Source organism: Streptomyces sp. JLBT605, assembly GCF_058215555.1.
Map to the genome: position 1 here is coordinate 5,280,125 of NZ_CM177087.1, position 24,375 is coordinate 5,304,499.

Below are 24,375 nucleotides of genomic sequence, written 5' to 3' on the forward strand. Positions count from 1 at the left end.
CATCCCTTGCGGAACATCCTGAAGAACGTGAAGAGATCGGCGGTCCTCGCAGCGGTGACACTCGCCGGGGTCAGCCTGCTGCCCGGCACCGCGCTCGCCGGGTCCGGCAGCGCCACGCACGACAGCGCCAGGCACGACGGCGTGAAGTCCGCCGCCGCCAAGCCCGGCCCCGGCGTCATCGGCGGCACCCGGGCCGCGCAGGGCGAATTCCCCTTCATGGTCCGGCTCTCCATGGGCTGCGGCGGCGCGCTGTACTCCAAGACGCTGGTGCTGACCGCCGCGCACTGCGTCAACGGCAGCGGCGCCAACACCTCGATCACCGCCACCGCGGGCGTCGTCGACCTGCAGAGCAGCAGTGCCATCAAGGTGCGCTCCACCCGGGTGCTCCAGGCCCCCGGCTACAACGGCAGCGGCAAGGACTGGGCGCTGATCAAGCTCGCCCAGCCGATCAACCTGCCCACCCTGAAGATCGCCGAGACCCCCGAGTACAACAAGGGCGACTTCACGGTGGCCGGCTGGGGAGCGGCCCGTGAGGGCGGGCCCCAGCAGCGCTACCTGCTCAAGGCCACGGTGCCGTTCGTGGACGACGCCACCTGCCAGTCCGCCTACGGTGGCGGCCTGATCCCGGCCGAGGAGATCTGCGCCGGCTTCATGGAGCAGGGCGGGGTGGACACCTGCCAGGGTGACTCCGGCGGCCCGATGTTCCGCAAGGACAACACCGGCCAGTGGATCGAGGTCGGCATCGTCAGCTGGGGCGAGGGCTGTGCGCGTCCGGGCAAGCCCGGTGTGTACACCGAGGTGAGCACCTTCGCCAAGGACATCAAGGCGGGTGCCGCCCAGCTCGGCGGCTGACGACCTGGCCGCTGACGGCCCGCGCCGCTGACGACCTGGTCGCTCCACCGCCGCACCACCTTGGGCGCTCCCGTGAACGCCGCCCCGGCCGGACCTTTCCCCCCGGCCGGGGCGGCGCCATATCGCCTACGTGCACGGCCTGTTCAGGGCGGTGTCCGCAATATGGACGTGGGTGGCCGGAAAGCGACCCTTGTCATCGTGTTGATGAAGTACACATAATCACAAGGCGCTTTGCGGACTCATCCCCCACTGGGTCCGGAGCACCTGACGGTGTACCGCCGCATGCCGACGCCTTGGCGTCCGCGGTGGCTTTCCGGATTTCCGGTTGGCATGGTCCTGCCATGCGCAGCAACCCCCCACGAAAGGAAATCCGTTGCAGAACATCCTGAAGCAGGTGAAGCGCACAGCAGCCGTCGGCGCTGTGGCCCTGGCCGGGTTCAGCCTCTTCCCCGCCGCCGCCCAGGCCGACCCCCACACCCTCAAGGCCGGGCAGCACAGCGCCAAGCCGGGGCCCCGCGTCGTCGGCGGCACCAAGGCCGAGCAGGGCGAGTTCCCCTTCATGGTCCGGCTGTCCATGGGCTGTGGCGGTGCCCTGTACACCCAGGACATCGTGCTGACCGCCGCCCACTGTGTGGACGGCAGCGGTCCCAACACCGACATCACCGCCACCGCGGGCGTGGTGGACCTGGAGGACTCCGCCGCCGTCACCGCCAAGTCCACCGAGGTGCTGCAGGCCCCGGGCTACGACGGCCACGGCAAGGACTGGGCACTGATCAAGCTGGACAAGAAGATCGACCTGCCCACCCTGCCGATCGCCGAGACGGACGCCTACAACAACGGCGACTTCCAGATCGCCGGTTGGGGCGCCGACAAGGAGGGCGGCGACCAGCAGCGCTACCTGCTCAAGGCGTCCGTGCCGTTCGTCGACGACGCCACCTGCAAGGGCGCCGGCGGCGACTACGCCAACCTCGTGGAGAACGAGGAGATCTGCGCCGGTCTGCTGGACCAGGGTGGGGTGGACACCTGCCAGGGTGACTCCGGCGGCCCGATGTTCCGCAAGGACGACTCCGACAAGTGGATACAGGTCGGCATCGTCAGCTGGGGCGAGGGCTGCGCGCGTCCGGGCAAGCCCGGCGTGTACACCGAGGTGAGCAACTTCGCGGCCGACATCAAGGCGGGCGCCGAGCAGCTCGGCGGCTGACCGGCACGAGCCGAGCCGGCCTGTCCAGGCCGACTGAAGAGAGAAGCGGGCGCCGTCCCCGGCCGGTACTCCTCCCGGCCGGGGGCGGCGCCTTGCCGTACGCCTCGCGCGAGCGGCCGGTACGTCCGGTGCGCGCGCCGTTAGTCCAACACTCCCGCGCCTTTGTCCATGGGCGGTCGCCCCGCCGCCGTCCCAGGGTGGAGCACCGGTCACACCCGCGAGGCGGAGGAGTCAGCGCGTTGAGACAGACAGGGGCGGCAGAGACAGGGGCGGCAGAGGCGGAGCCGGCACGGACAGGGCAGGGGCGGCCGAGCCGCAGAGCCGTCGTGGTCACCGGCACACTGACCGGCATCGGCACCGCGATCGGCACCGCCATCGGCGCGGGCGGGGGCACCGCTCAGGCTGCCGCGGCCGAGGGCACCGCGCAGGCCGCCGAGCGCGTCCTGCGGTCGGCCCGGCTGGAGGTCCGCGTCGACCCGGCCTTCCCGCGCGTCATCTCCTACACCGACACCGGGACCGGCGCGATCCTCCACGGGCAGCGGCAACCGGTCACCTCGGTGCTCATCGACGAGGTCGAGCGGACCCCCGAGGTCACCAGCACCGCCGGCACCGACCGCATCACCTACACCCTCGCCTTCGCGCCCGGTGCCGCCGCGGAAGCGGCGGAGCGCACCCGGATCGAGGTCGAGATCCGGGTGCGGGGCTGGCAGGTCCACTGGCGGGTCACCCGCGTCACCGACACCGACGCCCTCCGGGTGGGCACCCTGCGCATCCCCGGCCTGGCACTGCTCAGCGTCCACGCCGACCAGCCGGGCGCCACCCTGTACGCCGCCCGCATCGAGCTGGACAAGGCCAGGAGCGGCGACACCCTGATCCGGCTCGGCGCCATCACCCCGACCGACCCCGCGCCGCTCGGCTGCGCCTACGCGGTCGTCTCCACCGACCGGCTGGCCGCCGCCGTCGAGACCAACACCGTCTGGGACAAGCCCTCCTCCGCAGCCGGCACCACCTGGGAGAACGGCCGGCTGTGGCGTCAGACGGTGACCGAGGACGGCCGGATCACCGCCCGCCTGAGCTGCGGCCAGTGGACCCACCGGGCCGCCACCTCGCCGGTGGACGCCACCGAGCCCCTGCCGTACGCCACCGTCATCCTCACCCGCGACCGCAACGGCGACGGCGTCGTCGACTGGCAGGACGCCGCCATCGCCCTGCGCGAGATCATGGTCAACCCGCCCGGCGCCGACGAGCAGCATCTGCGCGTCGTCCCGCACATCCCCTTCAACTTCGCCAGCCAGGCCACCCATCCCTTCCTGGCCATCCTCGACAACGTCAAGCGGATCGCGCTGGCCACCGACGGGCTGCGGCAGTTCACCCTGCTCAAGGGCTACCAGTCGGAGGGGCACGACTCAGCCCACCCCGACTACGCGGGCAACTACAACAAGCGCGCCGGCGGGCTCGCCGACCTCAACACCCTGCTGCGTGCCGGCGCCGCCTGGAACAGCGACTTCGCGGTGCACGTCAACGCCACCGAGTCCTACCCGGTCGCCAACGCCTTCTCCGAGCGACTCGTGGACAAGGGCAACCCGCAGTGGGACTGGCTCGACCAGTCCTACCGCATCGACGCCCGCCGCGACCTGGTCTCCGGCGACATCGTCAAACGCTTCCAGGACCTGCGAGACCAGACCGATCCCGCGCTGGGCATGCTCTACATCGACGTCTTCCGCGAGTCCGGCTGGAACTCCGACCGGCTCCAGCGCGCCCTTCGCGACCAGGGCTGGCAGATCACCACCGAATGGGGACACGGCCTGGAGCGCTCCTCGCTGTGGTCGCACTGGGCCACCGAGACCGACTACGGACCGGACACCTCACGCGGCATCAACTCCCGGCTGATCCGCTTCCTCCGCAACCATCAGAAGGACGTCTTCGCCGACAAGTGGCCCACGCTGCTCGGCATCCCGCGCACCGGCAACTTCGAGGGCTGGGTCGGGAAGACCGACTGGCACGCGTTCTACCGGCTGATCTGGACCGACAGCCTGCCCGCCAAGTATCTCCAGGCCCACCCCATCCGTACCTGGCGCGAGCACGAGATCACCTTCGAGGGCCCCACCAGGACCTCGGTCACCGACACCGGCGGCGTCCGGCGCATCACCACCGACGGGCGGCTGGTCTACGACGGCGGCCGCTATCTGCTGCCCTGGGAGCCCCGCGAGGCCACCGACCCCGCCAAGCTCTACCACTACAACCCGGCCGGCGGCGCCACCACCTGGCGGCTGCCCCGCGGCTGGGCGGCCCTGGAACAGGTCCGGCTCCACCCGCTCACCGACCAGGGCCGGGGCGAGCCCGTCACCCTGCCGGTCAGCGACGGAAAGGTCAGCATCACCGCCGAACCCGGCCGGCCCTACGTCGTCCTGCCGGCCCTCTCTCGGACGTCGTCCGGCGACGCCCCCGGCCCGGCCCAGGCCGCGCCCGGCTGGGGCGAAGGCACCCCGCTGTACGACCCCGGCTTCCACTCCGGCACGCTGGACGGCTGGCAGACCACCGGACCGGCCCGGGTCGAGCTCAGCGAGCCGGGCGACTACGAACTGGTCATCGGCGCGGGCCCGGCCGCCACCGTCCGGCAGCGGCTGGCCCGCCTGGCGCCCGGCGGCTACGCCGCCTCCGTCCAGGTCGAGGTGGGCGCCGAGCCGGGGGAGCGGCGCCGGGCGGCGCTGGAGTTGCGCACCGCCGACGGGGTCACCGCGGCGAACTGGACCGAGACCTCCACCGCGGTCAACCACGTGGCCGCGGACCGCAAGCACGGCACTCGCTTCCAGCGGATGTTCACCTACTTCACCGTCCCCGAGGGCGGCGGACCGGTCGACCTCACCCTGCGCGCCGAGGCCGGGACGGCACGCGTGCGGTTCGACAACATACGGATCGTCCCGGCGGTCCCCAGCCGCAAGGACGGCGCCCTCGTCTTCGAGGACTTCGAGCGGGTGCCCCAGGGCTGGGGGCCGTTCGTCAAGGGCGACGCCGGCGGCTCGACCGACCCGCGCACCCATATCGCCCAGCGGCACGCCCCGTTCACCCAGGCCGGCTGGAACGGCAAGGCCGTCGACGACGTCCTGGAAGGCGGCGAATCGCTCAAATCGCGCGGCGAGAACACCGGAGTCGTCTACCGCACCGTGCCGCACACCGTGCGCTTCCGGGCCGGCCGTACCTACCGGGTCACCCTGCGGTACGCCAACGAGAAGGCCGGCCAGTACGCGTGGATCACCGCGGCCGACGACCCCGGGGCACGCGAGCTGGAACGCACCCCGCTGCCCGCCACCGGCCCGGCCACCCACACGTACACCTTCACCGCCCCGGCCACCGGCGATCCATGGGTGGGGCTGCGAAAGACGGGCGACGACGGAACCTCGGAGTTCACTTTGGACTCCTTCACGGTGGAGGAGCTGGAGTAGGGGACACCCCCTGGCGCTCCTTCCCGGCGGCCGTCTTCGTCCCCTACCGCTCACAACCCCCCACAGGGGGCGAAGACGGCCCGCCGCCCCCCGCACCCTGGCGTGGAGCCGGTCCATGGACGAAGATCGCCCCGACCGGTACCGACGGGAGCGCGGATGTATCACACGTGGATGCGGTACTTCACCCCCAGCCCGGCCCACCATCGCCTCGGCCTGGTCTGCCTGGGCGTCGGGCTCCAGCACGGCGCCCTGCCGGCCGTCGGACCGCGCACCCTCGACCACCACGTGGCGGTGGTGATCAGCGCGGGCAGCGGCTGGTTCCGCGGCCCGGACGGCCGCCGTCAGACCGTCACCGCGCCCGCCCTGCTCTGGCTCACCCCCGGCGCCAGCCACCACTACGCGCCCGACCCGGTGTGGGACGAGGCGTTCGTCGACTTCACCGGACCGGCCGCCGCCACCTACACCGAGCTGGGCTACATCGACCCCGGCCGGCCCGTGGTCCCGCTCGCCGACGCCGCCACCGCCCGCACCACCATCAACCGCATCGCCCGCGCCGCCCGGCCGGGCAACCCCTTCCTGGAGGTGGAGACCGCCGCCGCCGTCCACGAACTGCTGGTCGCGCTCCGCCGGGCCCGCGCCGGCACCGGCGGCCACCCCGTCCTCCAGGCCCTTGCCCGGGACGCCTTCCTGCCGCTGTCCGTCGCCGAACACGCCGCCCGGCACGGAATGACCCCCGCCGAGCTGCGCTCCGCGGTGCGCCGGGGAGCGGGCTGCAGCCCCAAGGACTACCTGCTGGGCGTCCGCCTCGGCCACGCCAAGGAGCTGCTGGCCGGCACCGAACTGCCCGTCGCCGCCGTCGCCCGCCGCGTCGGCTACCACGACCCCGCCTATTTCAGCCGGCTCTTCGCCCGTCGGGTCGGCACCGCCCCGGCGCGCTTCCGGGAACAGCAGGGCCGCGCGGTCCCCGGCGGCTTCAGCGACCGGATACCCGACCCGGATCACCCGCCCACCATTCAGACAGACGCGACGGCGCGGCGCCCGGGCACATAGTGTCGGTCCATGACGAACAGCGAAATCGACGCGTCCGCGCGCGCAGAGCTGGACCGGCTGCGTGAAAGCATCGACAACATCGACGCCGCCGTGGTCTACATACTCGCCGAACGCTTCAAGTGCACCCAGCAGGTGGGCCATCTGAAGGCCGCCCACAAGCTGCCGCCGGCCGACCCGGCCCGCGAGGCCCGCCAGATCGCCCGGCTGCGCGACCTCGCACAGAGCGCGAACCTCGACCCGGCGTTCGCCGAGAAACTGCTCAACTTCGTCATCGCCGAGGTCATCCGGCACCACGAGACCATCGCCCGCGACTGAGCCGCTCGCCCGGTGCGCCGTACCAGGGGCCCGGCACCCCCGGTACGACGCCCTGGGCCCAGGCCGCACGCGTTCCGCTGTGCGCTGAAAGCGCCGGTCACCCCGGTGTGCCAGGCGAGGGGCGTACGGCAGCATGGCCACATGTCCGTAACCACGCGCGACGAAGCGCAGACCCGAGCCCGGCTCCTCGACGTTCACCGCTACCTCATCGACCTGGACTTCACCCGCGGCCCGGAGCTCTTCGGCTCCACCACCACCATCCGCTTCACCGCGCGAGAGGCGGGGGCGGACACCTTCGCGGAGATCAAGGCCGCCACCGTGCACCGCGCCACCCTCGACGGCCGCGAGCTGGACCTCGGCGCGTACACGGACGACCGCCTCCACCTCACCGGCCTCACCGAGGGCGAGCACGAGCTGCGCGTCGAGGCCGACATGCGCTACTCGCACACCGGCGAGGGCATCCACCGCTTCACCGACCCGGCCGACGACGAGACCTATCTGTACTCCATGTGCTGCATGGCCGAGGCAAACCAGGTCTTCGCCGCCTTCGACCAGCCCGATCTCAAGGCAGTCTTCGAGGTCACCGTCACCGCCCCGCCGCGGTGGACCGTCCTCGGCAACGGCATCGCCGAGCGCACCGGGGATCCGGCCGACGGGCGCTGGCACATCGCTCCCACCCCGCCGATCAGCACCTATCTGCTGGCCGTCGCCGCCGGCCCCTACCACTCGGTGCGCACCGAGCACCGCGGACTGCCCCTCGGGCTGCACGTCCGCCGCTCCCTCGCCCCCCACCTCGACGCCGACGTCGACGAACTCTTCGACATCACCAAGCGCTGCTTCGACCGCTACCAGGAGATCTTCCACGAGCCCTACCCCTTCGACTCCTACGACCAGGCCTTCGTGCCGGAGTTCAACGCCGGCGCCATGGAGAACCCCGGACTGGTCACCTTCCGCGACGAGTTCATCTACCGTTCCGCGGTCACCGACGCCCAGCGCCAGACCCGCGCCATGGTCATCGCCCACGAGATGGCCCATATGTGGTTCGGCGACCTGGTCACCATGGGCTGGTGGGACGACATCTGGCTGAACGAGTCCTTCGCCGAGTACATGGGCTTCCAGATCCTCAACGAGGTCGCGGACGCGCGCCCCGGGAGCCCGGCCCCCGCCTGGCGCAGGTCCGACACCTGGGCCGACTTCGGCATCCGCCGCAAGAGCTGGGGCTACGACGCCGACCAGCGGCCCTCCACCCACGCCGTCGCCCCCGACCCCGACGGCGTCCCGGACACCGACGCCGCCCGCCTCAACTTCGACGGCATCTCCTACGCCAAGGGCGCCTCCGCGCTGCGCCAGCTCGTCGCCTGGCTCGGCGAGAAGGACTTCCTCGCGGGGATCAACGACCACTTCACCCGGCACCGCTTCGGCAACGCCACCCTCGCCGACTTCATCGACTCGCTCGCCCGATCCTCCGGCCGGGACGTGCACGGCTGGGCCGAGCGCTGGCTGCGCACCACCGGCGTCGACACCCTCACCCCCGAGATCACCACCAACGGCGACCGCTGGACCGCCGCCATCCGCCACGACGGCAGCCGCCCGCACCGCATCGCCATCGGTCTGTACGACCAGGCGCCCGCCGACCCGCGCCGGCTCCAGCTGCGCGAGCGGATCGACGCCGACCTCAGCGACGACGGCGCCACCCTCACCCTCTCCTTCACCGGTCCCCGCCCCGACCTTCTGCTGCTCAACGACGGCGACCTCAGCTACGCCAAGATCCGCCTCGACCCGGCCTCCTGGGAGACCGCGGTGCGCTCGCTCTCCGGCCTGCCCGACGCGCTCAGCCGCGCCGTGGTGTGGAACGCCGCCCGCGACATGGTGCGTGACGGCCTGCTCGCGCCCACCGCCTACCTCGACGCGGTCCGCGCCCACCTGCCGCACGAGACGGACACCGCTGCCGTCGAGGGCGTCCTGGCATTCGCCCGGCTGCACGTGGCCGACCGCTTCCTCACCCCCGAGCAGCGGCCCGCCGCCCTCGCCACCCTCGTGGCCACCTGTCGCGACCTGCTGCGCCGCACCGAGGACGGCGACGCCCCCGGCCTGCGGCTGGCCGCCCTGCGCACCTTCCTCGACAGCGCCACCAACACCGCGGAGCTGGCCCACTGGCTGGCCGACGGGATGGTGCCCGGCGGCCCGGCCCTCGACCCCGAGCTGCGCTGGCGCACCCTCTACCGGCTCGCCGTCCTGGGCGCGGCCACCCGCGCCGACATCGACGCCGAACTCGCCCGCGACTCCAGCGCCACCGGCCAGGAAGGCGCCGCCCGGTGCCGCGCCGCACTCCCTGACGCCGAGGCCAAGGCCGCCGCGTGGGCCGACCTCTTCGAGCCCCGGGAAGAGGCCCAGGAGCTGTCGAACTACCTGTTCACCGCGACCGCCCAGGGCTTCTGGCAGCCTGAGCAGCACGATCTGCTCCGCCCCTACCTCCCGCGCTACTTCCCCGAAGCCGTCCGGCTCGCCGACCGCCGGGGCCCGGTGATCGCCGAGGCCATCGGCCGCTTCGGCTTCCCGGTGACGGTCGACGCCGAGACCCTGCGGCTGGGGGAGGAGTGCCTGCGCGGCGAAGACCTCCACCCGGCGCTGCGCCGCCGCCTCGCCGACGAACTGGACGACGCACGGCGCGCCCTGCGCGTCCAGCAGACGGCATAGGGGGTGCCCGGTGGGCGCGCCCGATCGCGTCGCCGGATGACCCTGGCCCGGGGAGCCGGCCGCCGGTCTCGGCCGGCCGGCCTCCCGCCCCCGGAACCACCCGAGCGTCCCGGACACACATGAGCCCGGACGCACATGAGCCCGGACGCACATGAGCCGGGCTCCGCATCCGGAGCCCGGCTCACACCGACAATCGGGTGACCTCAGATCCGGTCGCGGGCGAACTCCTCCAGCGGCTCACCGACGATCTTGCCCGCCAGCTTGGTCGCCATCGAGCCGATCTCGGCGTTGAGCGAAGCCTCCGCCAGCGCGCGGTCGGCGTCGATCTGTGCCCGCGCGGCCGTCAGCATCTCCTCGCGCTGGCGCTGGCCCTCGGCGCGCAGCTCGGCCAGCAGCGCCGCACCCTGCTCCGCGGACTCCTGACGCAGCCGCGCCGCCTCGTGGCGCGCCTCCGCCAGCAGCGCCTGGTACTCCTCATGAGCGCGCTCTGCCTCCGCGCGCAGGTCCTCTGCCCGGTGCTGACCTCCTTCGATCCTCTGCTCACGCTCACTCAGCACCTTCGCGATGCGCGGCAGGAAGACCCCGGCCAGCATCCCGAAGCAGACGACGAAAGCGATGAACGCGACAACAAGGTCCTGCCACTCCGGCTTGAGCGGCCCGATATCCAAGGCAAGTTCCATACCCGCAAGGGTACGGGGCGGCGCGCGGCGGTCGCGTTCCGCCCACCCTTCCGCGTGGTCGCCCGTACGGGTGATCCGGGCGGCGGGCAAGCCCCGGGCGCGGCCCGGCGCGCGGCCCGGGCCGCCGGGAGGCTACGCCCCGCCACCCCGCTTGCGCTTCCGGCGCGGGCCGCGCTCCTTGGCGCCGGGCTCCGGCGGCACCGGCCGGGCGGGCAGCTCCCCGATCAGCGCGACCTTCTCGCCGCTGCGCGGGCAGGACCACACGGCCGTGCCGCCTATGACCCCCGGCCGCAGCGGATGCGAGTCGGGGTGGCCGGGACACTCGGGCCACACCGCGGGCAGCAGCGCCGCGCACAGGGCTTCCACCGCCCAGTCCTGCGCCTGGTCGGCGATGTGCTCGATGCGCTCGGCCAGGCTCCTGCCTTCCCATATCCCGATGCCCGTGCCGGAGCCGTCCGGTTCGTACAGCATCACGTACGTCTCGCCGTGGTGAACCTCTTCGACGACCTTCGGCCGCACGGCACAGGTACGGGACAGGTCCCGGAGCACGGGCTCCAGCGCGGTGGCGAACTCCTCGTTCATGCCGCCAGTGTGCCGGGTCCGGCCCGGGACCTCTCCTCGTTATCCACAGGGGCTGGCCGATTATCGGAAGAATCAGAAGACGGGGGCGCCGTCCCGGGTCAGCTTCCAGTCCACCGACGCGAACCGCGCCACGTCGATCGTGCCGTTCGCCTTCACCCACGCGATGATCGTGTTGCGGATCTCCTCGGAGTTGGCCCACACCTGCTGCGCCTTGGCCACATGCGGGAAGTTCCCGCCGCCGCTCGCCCGGTAGTTGTTGACCGCCAGCACGAACCGGGCCGCCGGGTCGACCGGCTTCCCCTCGAAGGCCAGGTTCGCGATCCGCGAGCCGGCCTCCTTGGCGATGTCGATCTCGTACGTCAGGCCGCTGACCGCGTCGTAGTTGTAGTCCGGGATGCCGTCCGCGCCTGTGAGCTTCGCCGGGTCGACCTCGCCGCCCGCCGGAGTCCGCACGTAGTACCGGGCCGAGAACTCCAGGTAGTCCTTCAGCTGGGCGCCGGTCAGTACCCGCGCCTGAAGGGTGTTCTCGAACGGGTAGAGGCCCGCCACCTCGCGGATGGTCACCTCACCCGCCGGGATCGCCGCCGTCCGCGAGAAGCACGACGCCTGGGAGAGCACCGGCAGCGCCGCGTGCTCGGTGCCGGCCAGCGCCTGCCGCACCGTCGCGGCCTGGACATGGTTGATGAAGTCGATGATCGCGGTGTCCTCGTACGGCGCCTTGTCCGCCGCCATCGCCGCCGTCGAGGTGCCGATGACCTGGTTGACGTAGGCCACGACCTTCTTGTGCTCGTCGCCGAGGAGCGCGGTGATCTCCGGGTCCTCCTCGGCCGTGTTGGAGTTCAGCACCTTCGCCGACACCGACTCCACCTGCCAGCGGCCCTTGCACCGCACCAGCTCGAAGTCGAAGAGCGTCAGCCGCTGGCCCCACTTCAGCGGCTCGGAGAGCACGACCTCCTTGCCGGTCTCCTTGTTCGCCACCCGGTACTCCGGGATCTCGGTGTGCGCGTGCCCCACCAGAATGGCGTCGATCCCCGGGACCTGCTCGGCCACCAGCGCCGCCGCGTTCTCGATGTACGGCAGCTGGTCGCCGTAGCTGGAGGTGCCGCTGGAGCCGGAGTGCGCCGAGACGATCACCACGTCGGCGCCCATCGAGCGCAGCTTCGGCACCCACTTCGCCGCCTGCTCCTCAAGGCCCGGGAAGGTCATCTTCCCCTGCACATGGGCCTTGTCCCAGATCGCGATGCCGGGGTTCGTCAGCCCCAGCACCGCCACCTTCACATCCCGGCCGCACGGGGTGCGCAGCCTACCCATCCAGTACGGCGGGAAGGCCGGGCGCAGCGTCCGGGCGTCCAGCGCGTTCGCGCCCAGCAGCGGGAAGTCGCACTGCTCCTGGAACTTCCGCAGCACCGGTATGCCGTAGTTGAACTCGTGGTTGCCGAGCGCCGCCGCGTCGTAGCCGATGGCGTTCATCGCCTGAGCCATCGGGTGCACCGGGCCGTCGGCGCCGGTGATCGGGTCCACCTTGGCGTAGTAGTAGGAGAGTTGGGTGCCCTGAATGGTGTCACCGGCGTCGATCAGCAGGGTGTTCTCCCGGCCCTTCTCCCGCCGCACCTGCTCCACCAGGGTCGAGATCTTGGCCAGGCCGACGTCGTTGTGCGCCTTGTCGTCGAACTCCCGGTCGGTGAAGTAGTCCCAGTTGAAAACGTTTCCGTGCAGGTCCGTGGTGCCCATCACGGTGAAGGAGTACCGCTTGCGGCGCGGCCCACCGGACTCCTGCGCCACGGCCGGCGCGGCGGCCGCCGCGCCGGTCAGCGCGACCCCCGCCCCGGTCGCGGCGGATCGGCCCAGGAACGTCCTACGGTTGAGCGGCATATCGGTATCTCCCCTGAAGTGTGGTGCATAACGCGCGTAGATTCTGGCGCAGTGACCACCTGTCGCAACACCCCCGCAAGGTTTCGATCAGGTTGCCCTCGGGCCATGCTGGGGTGAGGACCGACGCCATCAGGACGACAGGAGTCCCCCCATGGAGCAGCAGCCCCAGCCCTACGGCACCCCCGACGCGCCCCGGCTGGCCGTCCGGGGCGAGGCCCGCCACGAGGTGGATCCCGAAATCGCCCGGATCCAGGTCACGGTCAACGCCCGCGGCACCGACCGGCGCGGTGCCATCGCCGACCTCACCACCCGCAACCAGCGCGTCCTGGAACTCCTCAAGGGTTACGGCGACGCGGTCGAGAAGGTGGAGACCGGCTCGCTGAGCATCGCCCCGCAACTCGCCACCAAGGGGCGCCACGAACGCGTCAGCTCCTACCTAGGCACGGTCCGCACCACCGCCACCGTCGGCGACTTCACCGCCCTCGGTGAACTCACCACCCGCCTCGCCGACCTGGAGCTGACCAGCGTCGCCGGACCCTGGTGGGCCCTGCGCCCCGACTCCCCGGCCTACCGGGCCGCCCGCCGCCAGGCCGTACACGAGGCTGTGCGGCGCGCCCGGGAGTACGCCGACGCACTCGGCGCGCGCCTGGTCGCGCTCCTGGAGCTCGCCGATCAGCACGCGGAGAGCCCGGGCCCGGTCGCCAGGGGCGGGTTCTCCGGCTCGATGCGAGCTCGCGGCCCGCACGAACCGGGAGCCGCGGCCCCGGCCGTCATCGACCTCGAACCGCAGCGCCAGACCGTCTACGCGCAGGTGAACGCCCGCTTCATGATGACCCGTCCCGAGCTGTGAGACACCCCGGCCCGAGGGCACTTTTCCGCTCATCGGAGCGCGCCCCTGCACGTTTCATTAGTTGTCAATACCCCTTCACCCAAAGGCCGTTGGGCTGTCGTGACGAGCGCCACCTTTACCAGCGGGTAGGTCGTAGGGTCGAAACATGCGCCGAGCGAAAATCGTCTGCACCCTGGGACCCGCCACCGACTCGTACGAGCAGATCAAGGCACTCGTCGAAGCCGGAATGGACATCGCCCGCTTCAACCTCAGCCACGGCACCTACGCCGAGCACGAGGAGCGGTACCGACGGGTGCGCAAAGCCTCCGCGGAGACCGGCCGCAGCGTGGGCGTCCTCGCCGACCTTCAAGGCCCGAAGATCCGGCTGGGCCGATTCCGGGAAGGGCCCGTACTCCTTGAACGCGGCGATGAGTTCACCATCACCGTGGAGAAAGTGGAAGGCGACCGCTGCCGCTGCGGCACCACCTACGACGGTCTCGCCGCCGATGTCAGCCGGGGCGAGCGCATCCTCGTCGACGACGGCCGGGTGACCCTCGAAGTCGTCGACGTCGACGGCCCGCGGGTCAACACCATCGTCATCGAAGGGGGGATGGTCTCCGACCACAAGGGGCTCAACCTCCCCGGCGTCGCGGTCTCCGTCCCCGCCCTGTCCGACAAGGACATCGAGGACCTCCGCTGGGCGCTGCGAACCGGAGCCGACGTCATCGCCCTCTCCTTCGTCCGCAACGCCGACGACATCACCGATGTGCACCGGGTGATGGAGGAGGAGTGCCGCCGGCTCCCGGTCATCGCCAAGATCGAGAAGCCGCAGGCGGTGGAGAACCTCGAAGCCATCGTGGACGCCTTCGACGGCATCATGGTGGCTCGCGGCGATCTGGGTGTCGAAATGCCGCTGGAGCAGGTCCCGATCGTGCAGAAGCGGGCCATCAAACTCGCCAAGCGGAATGCCAAGCCGGTCATCGTCGCCACCCAGATGCTCGACTCGATGATCGACAACTCCCGCCCCACCCGCGCCGAAGCCTCCGACGTCGCCAACGCGGTCATCGACGGCACGGACGCCGTGATGCTCTCCGGCGAGACCAGCGTCGGCACGTACCCGGTCACGACCGTCAAGACCATGGGCCGCATCGTCGCCGCGGCCGAGCAGGACATCCTCGCCAAGGGCCTGCCCCCGCTGACGGACCGCAACAAACCCCGCACCCAGGCCGGTGCCGTCGCCCGCGCCGCGGCCGAGATCGGCGACTTCCTGGGAGCCAAGTTCCTGGTGGCCTTCACGCAGAGCGGCGACACCGTGCGCCGCCTCTCGCGCTACCGCTCGCCCATCCCGCTGCTGGCCTTCACCCCCGAGCCGGCCACCCGCTCCCAGCTCAACCTCACCTGGGGCGTGGAGACCTTCCTGGGCCCGAAGGTGGACACCACCGACGAGATGGTCCGGCAAGTGGACGAGGAACTGTTGCGCATCGGCCGCTGCCGCAAGGGCGACACTGTGATCATCACCGCGGGGTCGCCGCCCGGAGTTCCCGGTTCCACCAACCTGGTGCGCGTGCACCACATCGGCGTGGACGATCCCTCGACGGGACCCTTGTCAGGACGCTGACCTTGGAAAACGAAGTTAAGTACCCCGGGTGGGATTCGAACCCACGCTGGATGGTGTTTGAGACCATTGCCTCTACCGCTGGGCTACCGGGGCGCCCTTCAAAATGAAGGCTAGCGGAGAATCGCCGTGCCTCAAACATACAGGAGATAGGTAGGCTCAGGGTGCCCCACCTGCCCAGAAGCGAGGAGCACAGTGAGCACCACTGACGCCCCCGACGCGCAGTCGCACGTCCCACCGCAGACCACCCGTGTCGTCATCGCCGAGGACGAGGCCCTGATCCGTCTCGACCTCAAAGAGATGCTCGAAGAAGAGGGGTACACCGTCGTCGGTGAGGCCGGCGACGGGGAGACGGCTGTCGCGCTCGCCCAGGAGCACCGCCCCGATCTGGTCATCCTCGATGTGAAGATGCCGGTGCTGGACGGTATCTCCGCCGCCGAGCGGATCGCCGCCGACAGCATCGCCCCCGTGCTGATGCTGACCGCCTTCTCCCAGCGCGAGCTGGTGGAGCGGGCGCGGGACGCCGGTGCGATGGCCTACCTGGTCAAGCCGTTCAGCAAGAGCGATGTGGTGCCGGCCATCGAGATGGCGGTGTCCCGGTTCGCGGAGCTGAAGGCGCTGGAGCAGGAGGTGGCCGACCTCGCGCAGCGACTGGAGACCCGGAAGCTGGTCGACCGGGCCAAGAGCGTCCTGCAGACGCAGTACGGGCTGACCGAGCCGGCCGCGTTCCGCTGGATCCAGAAGACGTCGATGGACCGACGTCTTTCGATGCAGCAGGTCGCGGAGGCGGTCATCGAGGACGCCGAGGAGAAGAAGGCCGGCAAGGAGTAGCCCGCCCGAACCCAGCGCCGAAGGGCCCGTACCGCCTTCGCGGTACGGGCCCTTCGGGCGCATTGGGCGGGTCGGTCCTCGCCCCGGGTCAGTCCTCGCCCAGATACGCCTTGCGCACCGACTCGTCGTGCAGCAGCGAGGCGCCGCTGCCGGAGAGCACGATGCTGCCGATCTCCATGACATGGCCCTGGTCGGCCAGCGAGAGCGCGGCCTGGGCGTTCTGCTCCACCAGCAGGATGGTGGTGCCCTGGGCCTTGAGCTCGCTGATGGTCGCCATGATCTTCTGCATCATGATCGGTGACAGGCCCATGGAGGGCTCGTCGAGCATCAGCAGCTTGGGCCGTGACATCAGGGCCCGGCCCATGGCGAGCATCTGCTGCTCACCGCCGGAGAGCGTGCCCGCCGCCTGGCCGCGGCGTTCGCCGAGGATCGGGAAGAGCTCGTAGGCGCGCTCGATGTCCTTGGCGATGCCGTCCTTGTCCTTGCGGAGGAAGGCCCCGAGCTCCAGGTTCTCGGCGATGGTGAGCCGCGGGAAGATGTGCCGTCCCTCGGGCGAGTGGGCCAGGCCCAGGGAGACGATCTTGTGCGCGGGGACCCCGGTCAGCGGCTTCCCCTCGAAGAGCACCTTGCCGCTGAGCGGCTTGAGCAGCCCCGAAAGGGTGCGCAGGGTGGTGGTCTTGCCGGCGCCGTTGGTACCGATCAGCGTGACGATCTGGCCGGCCTCGACGGTGAACGAGATGCCCTTGACGGCCTCGATCTTGCCGTAGGCGACCCGGAGGTCCTCGACCTCGAGCAGTGCGGTCACTGGTCGTCCTCCGTTGTTGCGGTGCTGCTGCTGTCCTGCGCCCCGGAATCACCGGCGGCCGCCGCGGCTTCGACGGCCTCCGCCGCCTCGGCCGCTTCGACTTCGGCGACCTCCTCCTGCCCCGGCGCCCCCTCGAACGGGGTGCCGAGGTAGGCGGCGACGACGCGTTCGTCGGCCTGGACGATCGCGGGGGTGCCCTCGACGAGCTTCTCGCCCTGGACGAGGCAGGCGACGCGGTCGCACAGGTTGAAGATGAAGCGCATGTCGTGCTCGATGACGAGGACGGCGATGCCCTTGTCCCGGATGGCGAAGATGAGTTCTTCGGCGGCCCGCGTCTCCTGCGGGTTCATGCCCGCGGTCGGCTCGTCGAGGAGCAGCAGCCCCGGATCGCTGGCGAGGGCGCGGGCGATCTCCAGCTTGCGCTGCTCGCCGTAGGGCAGGTTGCGGGAGAGGTGGTCCGCCTTGTGGTCCAGCCCGATGAACTCCAGGAGTTCCATGGCCCGTTCCCTGGAGGCGGCCTCGGCGCGCTTGAAGCCGGGGCCGCGCAGCAGGGCCGACCAGAGCCCTTCCCGGGTGCGGGTGTGGCGTCCGACGAGGACGTTCTCCAGCACCGTCATGTTGGCGAAGAGCCGGATGTTCTGGAAGGTGCGGGCAATGCCGGCCTGGGTGACCAGGTGCGGCTTGGGCGGCAGCACGGTCCCGCGGTAGGAGACCGTGCCCTCGGTCGGGACGTAGAGCCCGGTGAGGCAGTTGAAGAAGGTGGTCTTCCCGGCGCCGTTGGGGCCGATGAGACCGACGATCTCGCCGGGGTGCACGGTCAGGTCGACCGAACGCACCGCGGTGAGTCCGCCGAACCGCATCGTGACGCCCGCGGCGTTGAGGACCGGTGTGGTGCTCTCGCCGGTTTCCTTGGTGAGAGTGGGGGCATTCTCGGTCATGTCAGGTCACGCCTCCGCCTTGGTGACGCCGACGGTTGCGTCGTCCAGGCCCTTGTCGGGCACGTCGAGCTGGTCGGTCTCGTGGTATTCGAGTTGCTGTCGCCGGTTGGGGATGAGTCCCTCGGGGCGGAAGCGCATCAGCAGGATGAGAGCGACGCCGAAGGCGAGGAGCTGGTAGTCCTGGAGGAAGGTGAGCTTCTCCGGGATGAGGAAGAGCAGCGCGGCGCCGAGCAGCGGGCCGCTGATGGTGCCCATGCCGCCGAGGATGACCGCCGCGAGCAGGAACGCGGAGTTGGGGGCCACCGGTCCGGAGAAGACGTACTGCTCGGGCACCACGGTGTACTGCGTGTGGGCCCAGACGGTACCGGCGACTCCGGCGAGGGTGGCGCCCAGCGCGAAGGCGATGAGCTTGAGACGGAAGCCGTTGATGCCCATGGCGGTGGCGGCGGTCTCGTCCTCGCGGATGGCGACCCAGGCGCGGCCGATGCGGGAGTTCCCGGCCCGGCTGAAGACCGTCACCACCAGGATGGTGAACAGCAGCATCAGCAGGTAGTAGTTGGCGAACGAGCCCAGCTCGAAGCCGCCGATGGTGTGCGGCTGCCCGAAGTCGTATCCGAAGATCTTCAGATCCGGGATATTGGGGATGCCGTTGGGGCCGTTGGTGACCTTGGGGCCGGAGTCGCCGTCGAGGTTGTTCACCGCGATCCGGAAGATCTCTCCGAAGCCCAGGGTGACGATGGCCAGGTAGTCGCCGCGCAGCCGCAGCGTCGGCGCGCCGATCAGCACGCCGAAGATCAGCGCGACCACGGCTCCGGCCAGCACGGCCGCCCAGAACGGGAAGTGGATGTCCAGGGTGGAGGCGGTGGATCCGGAGACCAGCGCCGCGGTGTACGCGCCGACGCCGAGGAAGGCGACGTACCCGAGGTCGAGGAGACCGGCGAGGCCGACCACGACGTTCAGGCCGAGGGCGACGGTCGCGAAGATCAGGATGTTCACGCCGAGCTGGAGGTACTGGTCGTCGCTCTGGGTGAAGGGGAAGGCCGCGGCCGCCGCGAACGCCGCCGTGACGGTGGCGGTGCGGTGCTTCTGGGTGAGTGCCGACAGCCGGGCGGCGAGCCCCGACTTGAGCACGGCGGCGGCGCCGAAGCCGACGCTGAGGAGGTAGCCGATGAACTCCTCGCTGTTCTCGTCGTCGATGTCGATGCCGAAGGTCAGCACCTGGAGGGCGACGGCGAAAGCGGCGACGATGATCAGGATTTCCAGCCAGGAGGGCAGTTCCCCGGGGCGCTTGGCGAGCCGGGTGTCATCCGGGATCAGGAAGGCGAGGCCGGCCGGGATGGCCGAGGCGACGGCCGCGACATAGCCGCCAGGTTCGAGGTTGACCACTCCGCCGAGGTCGTAGGCGATGGCGATGACGGTGAACCAGGTGGTGGCGAAACCGCCGAGGGCCGCGAGCCGGACGGCCCGGGTGGCGCCGGTGGGTGCCGCCCAGCGCAGCCCCTTGATGTCGAGGGAGGCCAGCGCCAGCAGGGTGGTGGCCAGACCCATGATGAGGGTCAGGACCTGGAGGCCGGCCGGGTAGCCGTAGAAGGTCAGGTCGCCGGGGAAGGAGGAGGTCCAGGTCCACGGGAGCATGGTGCTGCCCGCGGTGGCCACTCCGCCCGCGGCCGTCAGCGCGCGCCAGAGGGTGGTACGGGAGTCCGGGCCGGTGATCTTGGCCAGGCTGGTGGTCTCGGTGCTCATGTGCGTCCCTCCCTCAGGCCCGGTCCGCTACGCGTTCACCGAGCAGGCCCTGTGGCCTGACCAGCAGTACGACGATGAGCAGGGTGAAGGCCCACACGTCCTTCCAGGCGCCGCCGCCGAGCTGCTCCATGCCGGGAATGTCCTCGATGTAGCGGATGGCGAGGGCCTCGGCGACGCCGAGCACGACTCCGCCGAGCATGGCGCCGTAGATGTTGCCGATGCCGCCGAGGACGGCCGCGGTGAAGGCCTTGAGGCCGGCGATGAAGCCCATCTCGAAGTTGATCTGGCCGTACTTCAGGCCGTGGGCGGTCGCGGCGACGGCGGCGAAGGCGCCGCCGATGGCGAAGGCCATGACGATGATGCGGTCGGTGTCGATGCCCATCAGCTTGGCGGTGTCCGGGTCCTGCGCCGTGGCCTGCATGGCGCGGCCGGTGCGGCTCTTGGAGACGAACATGCCCAGCGCCAGCATGCACAGCGGGGCGGCGATGAGCAGGAAGAGGTCACCGCGCTGGATGTGCAGGTCGTCGAAGATCTCGAACGACTCGCCCTGGAACTGCGGGAAGGATCGGGGCTTCTTGGCGTCCGGGTAGAAGGCCCAGATCAGCTGCTGCAGTGCGATGGACAAGCCGATCGCGGTGATCAGCGGCGCCAGCCGTGGCGCGCTGCGCAGGGGGCGGTAGGCGAAGCGTTCGGCGGCGGTGGCGACGCCGACCGAGGCGAGGGCACCGCCGATGAGCATCAGGGGTATCGCCAGGGTCAGCGCGGTTTCGCTGGGGAGCCACAGATAGACGGTGAGGGCGCCGAAGCCCCCGATCATGAAGATCTCGCCGTGGGCGAAGTTGATGAGCTGGACGATGCCGTAGACCATGGTGTACCCGATGGCGATCAAGCCGTACAGGGCACCGAGGGTCAGGCCATTGACCAGCGTTTGCGGCAGTTCGTGCACCGCAGGGCCTCCGATGAGCGTGTCGGATGTGAGGCCGCGCGAGGGCGCTGTTGGCACCCTCGCGCGGATCGATCAAGTGGTGCGGGGGTCGCTGGTCAGTCCTTGAAGGTCTCGCTCTTCTCGGTCTTCCACTCGCCGCCCTCGACCTTGTAGACGGTGAGCTGCTTGTTGGTGGTGTCGCCGTACTCGTCGAAGGAGACCTTGCCGGTCACACCGTCGAAGGAGACCTTGCTGAGGGCCTCGACGACCTTGGCGCGGGCGTCGTCGGGGAGCTTGCCGTCGTTCTCCTCGACCACGGTCTTGACGGCCTGGATGATCGCCCAGGCGGCGTCGTAGGAGTAGCCGCCGTAGGCCGCGTACGGGTCGTCGTACCCCTGGGCCTCGTAGTTCTTGATGAAGTCCTGGGCCGACTTCAGCTCCTCGACGGGGTAGCCGACCGAGGTGGCCAGGTCGCCGTCGTTGTTCTCGCTGGAGGCCTTGATGAAGGCGGGGTCGTAGATGCCGTCGCCGCCCATGGTCGGGACGTCGGCCCCGGCCTTCTTGATCTGGTCGGAGAGCAGACCGCCCTCGGGGTACTGGCCGCCGAAGTAGACCGAGTCGGCACCCTTGGACTTGATCTTGTCCGCGATGCCGGAGAAGTCGGTCTCCTTGACCGTCAGGTGGTCGGTGCCGACGACCTTGCCGCCGAGGCGCTCGAACTCCTGGGAGAAGATCGAGGCGAGGCCGGCGCCGTAGGTCTGCTTGTCGTCGACGACGAAGACCTTCCGCTTCTTCGCGTCCTTGTAGTAGTACTGCGCGGCGAAACGGCCCTGGATGACGTCCGTGGTCGCGGTGCGGAAGTAGGTGTCGAAGGGGCGCTTCTTGTCGCCCTTGGCCCAGTCGTCGCCCTGGGTGAGGGCCGGGTTGGTGTTGGCGGGGGAGACCTGGGCGAGGTCCGCCTTGGCGAAGACGCCCTGCATGGACTGGGCGACGCCGGAGTTCAGCGGGCCGACCACACCGATCACGTCGTCGTTGCCGACCAGCTTGGTGGCGTTCTGCTGGCCGGAGGCGGGTACGGCCTTGTCGTCGTAGGACTCGACCTTGAAGGTGACGCCCTCGACCAGGTTTTCCTTGTTCGCGGTCTTGGCGGCCAGGTCCACGGAGTTCTTGATGCCCTGGCCGAGTGCCGAGAGGGAACCGGTCAGCGGGGCGTCGACCCCGATGACCACCGTGGTCTTGCCGCCGCCGTTCTCGTTGTCTTTGTCGTTGTCCCGCGAGCCGCAGGCGGAGAGGGTGAGCGCTCCGGCCGTGATCGCGGTGGTGAAGAGGAGCAAGGAACGGTGTCGCACGGTGAGTCCTTTCCTGGCGCGGCACCCCGTGCTGGGGGCCGGAACGCTGGCCGGACGACATGGGCCGTGCTCGTGAAGAAAATGTGTGCCGTCCGTCCGCGTGGTGACTGGCCGTGACTCTAGGCGCGGGCGGCGATAAGGGGCAGTGGTGCAGGACAGGATGTGACTGTCTTGTTATGACGCAGGTCACCGGCCGTTGTCTGTGTAGCAGAATGCAGGGGACAACTCGGGCAATTCGACGTTTTTCATTGGTCCAGATAGTGAGAATCCGCAGTTCCGCTAAGGAGTCGCGGGCCGCTTGGGTACTTACGTGATCTGGGTCACCGAAATGCTCGGTGAAGAAGATGTGTCCTGTGTCTCAACGGAAATCAAGATCGCCGATCACATGTCATCGACGTTACGGAGTGTTACGGCAGGCCGCCTTCACAAAATGATCATGAAGCCCCCTTGGTCGGTCCGGCGGTCAGTCCGGCGGGCGCCAGTTCTCCGAGCTGCCGGTGGCCCCCTTCTCCTCGGCGCAACGCCGCCGTGACTGACGCCTGATCAGGTCGTCCGCCGCCGCCGCTCCATGCCGGCGGCGCTCCGCGCGCGCCGCCGCCAGCACCTCGTCATGGATCGCCAACTGCTCGTTGGACAGGCCCTTTTGCTCCCAGTCCAACCCGGCCCAGCTGCTGTCCTTGAGCGCCTCCCGGACCCAGTAGGAGATCAGCTGGGCGCACACCTCGGCGGGGTCGGCCGGCTCCGGCGCCGGGCTCCGGCCACCGTGGTCCCCGGTGTGAGGGGTGCGCTTCCCGGACGGCGTGCCGCCGGAGTCGGGCCCACCGCAGCCCGCCGCCAGGACGGCGGCCGCCATGGCGCACCCGGCGGCCCGGCGGATGCTCATCCGGGGCACGGCCCTCATGGCATACCACGCTAGGCCGCCGGGGCGACCCTTACAACAGCGCGGCGGCAACGCGCCGTTGAGGCCGGCTCGGGACCCGCCGGTCACATCGGACCGGGCAGTGGCCGAGCCGGCTTGAGTCAGGGCAGCTTCACAAACGGGGCCAGGAACGCGCGGGCGCCGGGAGTGTCGAGCCGGTAGGTGACATTGGTGGCATAGCACGGGGTGTCCCCGGTGATCGTGGTGGCGGCCAGCAGCCGCTTGCCGCCCACGGTGGCGAAGTTCGGCCCGCCCGAATCGCCGTAGCAGGCACCGCCGTTGCCCTGCGGCGCGGTCATCGCCAGCCGGAGCCAGGCGTCATTGACCGCGTCGAAGGTCACCGGCGCCTTCATCCGCACGCCGCCGCCGGGGTGGGTCTGCCCGCCGGGGCCGCGCTGGGCCTCCTGGGTGCCGTAACCGGCCACCATCCAGTCGGCGCCCTCCAGGCCGCGCGGGCCGAGGCGATCGAAGAGCCCGGCCGCCGGCAGGGTCGCCGGGGTGAACGACCAGCGGGCCCTGACCTGGTCGGCGGGGAGCTCGATCACCGAGATGTCGTGGGGGTCGGAGGCCGGACCGGGGTAGTCCGGGTGGCTGTGTGCGGTGCCGCCGACCGCCACCGCCGAGGCGACGGCCGCCGGGTCGCCGGGGTGCTTCGCCCCGGCCTCGTCCAGCTCGGCCTGCACGTCCTGGTCGAGCGACACGTAGAACTTCACGTTCTCGGGCCAGTCGGTGGTGCAGTGCGCGGCGGTGAGGAAGGTGTCGGTGTCCACCATCGTCCCGGAGCACACCCAGTCCACCCGGTCGGGCGTCGCGGGACTGCCGTCGTCGTCCCAGGTGGCGATCAGCGCGCCGACCTCGGTGCGCTCCGGGGCCGGTACGGCGTTGTACGAGTTGATGGCGGCGGCCGGGGACTGGGCGGCGAGGGCGAGGGCGGCGGCCCCCGCGGCCACGACGGTGGCGGCGCGCTTCCAGGTAGAGCTCAGGCGTATGGCCCGCAAAGCGAACTCCTTCGGTCCGGCTCCCGTCGGGGACCACGGTGGTGATCTCCCCGGGAGGCTCAGCCCGGCATTGAAGCGGCTCACGGCCCGCTGCGGAACCCTTTGAACACGGCCGCCGTCATCCCCGGGCGCGCGTCACCGCCGCACGCCGCGCCCCGGGGCAGCGGCTCTCACTGCCCGGCGGCCGCCCGCGCCTGCTCGACGTCGGCCAGGGTCGCGTCCGCCTCCGCGGGGCGCAGCAGACAGGTCAGCCGGGCGCTGCACACCCGCCGCTGCTGCTCGTCGCTGATCACGATCTCGTAGGTGGCGGTGGTACGGCCCCGGTGCACTGGGGTGGCGACGCCGGTGACCAGCCCTGACCGGACGCCCCGGTGGTGGGTGCAGTTGAGGTCGACACCCACGGCGATCTTGGTACTCCCGCCGTGCAGCATCGCGCCGATCGAGCCCAGCGTCTCCGCCAGCACCGCGGAGGCGCCGCCGTGCAGCAGCCCGTACGGCTGGGTGTTCCCCTCCACGGGCATGGTGCCCACCACGCGCTCCGCGGCGGCCTCCACGATCTGCACGCCCATCCGGGTGCCGAGGTGGCCGGCGGAGAACAGCGAGGGAAGGTCGACGCCGAGCGCCGCGTACTCGTCGATGACCTCTTGCGGGAACTTCACACTGGCCTGCTCGCCCATGGGGTCCGGCTCCGTTCGTCTGACTGTGGTGCGCACCGTCTTATCAGGACATTG

20 protein-coding genes and 1 tRNA gene are annotated in these 24,375 nt (G+C 70.6%); 9 read left to right on the forward strand and 12 right to left on the reverse strand.

What is annotated here, in order from left to right:
* The first annotated feature begins 6 nt into the window (after positions 1-6).
* From AC4BDD_RS23040 to pepN, 6 genes are all read left to right on the forward strand, one after another.
* Entirely contained in the window at positions 7-852 is an 846-nt protein-coding gene (locus AC4BDD_RS23040; protein ID WP_490687358.1) for a S1 family peptidase, read from the forward strand.
* 373 nt (positions 853-1,225) lie between these two features.
* Positions 1,226-2,053, forward strand: coding sequence for a S1 family peptidase (locus AC4BDD_RS23045; protein WP_490687359.1), 828 nt, complete (start codon positions 1,226-1,228; stop codon positions 2,051-2,053).
* 326 nt (positions 2,054-2,379) lie between these two features.
* The gene (locus tag AC4BDD_RS23050; RefSeq protein ID WP_490687360.1) at positions 2,380-5,496 is read left to right on the forward strand and encodes an endo-alpha-N-acetylgalactosaminidase family protein; all 3,117 of its coding nucleotides are present in this window, start codon (positions 2,380-2,382) and stop codon (positions 5,494-5,496) included.
* Positions 5,497-5,652: 156 nt separating this feature from the next.
* A complete protein-coding gene (locus tag AC4BDD_RS23055) occupies positions 5,653-6,546 on the forward strand; it encodes a helix-turn-helix domain-containing protein (protein ID WP_490687361.1) in 894 nt (297 codons plus the stop codon).
* 9 nt (positions 6,547-6,555) lie between these two features.
* Entirely contained in the window at positions 6,556-6,861 is a 306-nt protein-coding gene (locus AC4BDD_RS23060) for a chorismate mutase (protein WP_490687362.1), read from the forward strand.
* Positions 6,862-7,002: 141 nt separating this feature from the next.
* Entirely contained in the window at positions 7,003-9,558 is a 2,556-nt protein-coding gene (pepN, locus tag AC4BDD_RS23065) for an aminopeptidase N (protein WP_490687363.1), read from the forward strand.
* A gap of 203 nt (positions 9,559-9,761) precedes the next feature.
* On the opposite strand, the gene atpF is transcribed toward pepN, so the two are convergent.
* The 3 genes from atpF to AC4BDD_RS23080 form a co-directional block, all read right to left on the reverse strand.
* Positions 9,762-10,238: a F0F1 ATP synthase subunit B gene (gene atpF, locus AC4BDD_RS23070; RefSeq protein ID WP_490687364.1), complete on the reverse strand. Its 477-nt coding sequence runs from the start codon at positions 10,236-10,238 to the stop codon at positions 9,762-9,764.
* Positions 10,239-10,370: 132 nt separating this feature from the next.
* On the reverse strand, positions 10,371-10,820 hold the full coding sequence (locus AC4BDD_RS23075; RefSeq protein ID WP_490687365.1) for a hypothetical protein: 450 nt from the start codon (positions 10,818-10,820) through the stop codon (positions 10,371-10,373).
* A gap of 72 nt (positions 10,821-10,892) precedes the next feature.
* Positions 10,893-12,692: a bifunctional metallophosphatase/5'-nucleotidase gene (locus AC4BDD_RS23080; protein ID WP_490687366.1), complete on the reverse strand. Its 1,800-nt coding sequence runs from the start codon at positions 12,690-12,692 to the stop codon at positions 10,893-10,895.
* 151 nt (positions 12,693-12,843) lie between these two features.
* Here AC4BDD_RS23080 and AC4BDD_RS23085 point away from each other — a divergent pair, with 151 nt between their 5' ends.
* Both AC4BDD_RS23085 and pyk read left to right on the forward strand, forming a co-directional pair.
* Positions 12,844-13,542 carry an SIMPL domain-containing protein gene (locus AC4BDD_RS23085; RefSeq protein ID WP_490687367.1) on the forward strand — a complete coding sequence of 233 codons (699 nt, stop codon included), beginning with the start codon at positions 12,844-12,846 and terminating at the stop codon, positions 13,540-13,542.
* 145 nt (positions 13,543-13,687) lie between these two features.
* Positions 13,688-15,139: a pyruvate kinase gene (gene pyk / locus AC4BDD_RS23090; protein WP_490687368.1), complete on the forward strand. Its 1,452-nt coding sequence runs from the start codon at positions 13,688-13,690 to the stop codon at positions 15,137-15,139.
* A 20-nt stretch (positions 15,140-15,159) separates the two neighbouring features.
* Here the strand turns inward: pyk and AC4BDD_RS23095 are convergent.
* Positions 15,160-15,232: transfer RNA gene (locus AC4BDD_RS23095), tRNA-Leu, on the reverse strand.
* Positions 15,233-15,331: 99 nt separating this feature from the next.
* Between AC4BDD_RS23095 and AC4BDD_RS23100 the strand changes: the two genes are divergently transcribed.
* Complete coding sequence (locus tag AC4BDD_RS23100) at positions 15,332-15,967, forward strand: ANTAR domain-containing response regulator (protein ID WP_490687369.1); 636 nt, start codon at positions 15,332-15,334, stop codon at positions 15,965-15,967.
* 88 nt (positions 15,968-16,055) lie between these two features.
* Here AC4BDD_RS23100 and AC4BDD_RS23105 read toward each other — a convergent pair whose 3' ends face one another.
* The 8 genes from AC4BDD_RS23105 to AC4BDD_RS23140 all read right to left on the reverse strand — a co-directional run bounded on the left by AC4BDD_RS23105 (position 16,056) and on the right by AC4BDD_RS23140 (position 24,321).
* A complete protein-coding gene (locus AC4BDD_RS23105) occupies positions 16,056-16,772 on the reverse strand; it encodes an ABC transporter ATP-binding protein (RefSeq protein WP_490687370.1) in 717 nt (238 codons plus the stop codon).
* A complete protein-coding gene (locus AC4BDD_RS23110; RefSeq protein WP_490687371.1) occupies positions 16,769-17,710 on the reverse strand; it encodes an ABC transporter ATP-binding protein in 942 nt (313 codons plus the stop codon). Before AC4BDD_RS23110 ends, AC4BDD_RS23105 begins: the two co-directional genes overlap by 4 nt.
* Positions 17,711-17,716: 6 nt before the next feature.
* Positions 17,717-19,453 (reverse strand): branched-chain amino acid ABC transporter permease, encoded by a 1,737-nt coding sequence (locus AC4BDD_RS23115; protein ID WP_490687372.1) that lies wholly within the window; start codon positions 19,451-19,453, stop codon positions 17,717-17,719.
* A gap of 13 nt (positions 19,454-19,466) precedes the next feature.
* Positions 19,467-20,399, reverse strand: coding sequence for a branched-chain amino acid ABC transporter permease (locus AC4BDD_RS23120; protein ID WP_490687373.1), 933 nt, complete (start codon positions 20,397-20,399; stop codon positions 19,467-19,469).
* A gap of 95 nt (positions 20,400-20,494) precedes the next feature.
* Entirely contained in the window at positions 20,495-21,727 is a 1,233-nt protein-coding gene (locus AC4BDD_RS23125; protein ID WP_490687374.1) for a branched-chain amino acid ABC transporter substrate-binding protein, read from the reverse strand.
* 463 nt (positions 21,728-22,190) lie between these two features.
* On the reverse strand, positions 22,191-22,628 hold the full coding sequence (locus tag AC4BDD_RS23130; RefSeq protein WP_490687375.1) for a hypothetical protein: 438 nt from the start codon (positions 22,626-22,628) through the stop codon (positions 22,191-22,193).
* A gap of 119 nt (positions 22,629-22,747) precedes the next feature.
* Entirely contained in the window at positions 22,748-23,644 is an 897-nt protein-coding gene (locus tag AC4BDD_RS23135; protein ID WP_490687376.1) for a trypsin-like serine protease, read from the reverse strand.
* A 170-nt stretch (positions 23,645-23,814) separates the two neighbouring features.
* Positions 23,815-24,321 (reverse strand): hotdog fold thioesterase, encoded by a 507-nt coding sequence (locus AC4BDD_RS23140; protein WP_490687377.1) that lies wholly within the window; start codon positions 24,319-24,321, stop codon positions 23,815-23,817.
* Positions 24,322-24,375: the final 54 nt, after the last annotated feature.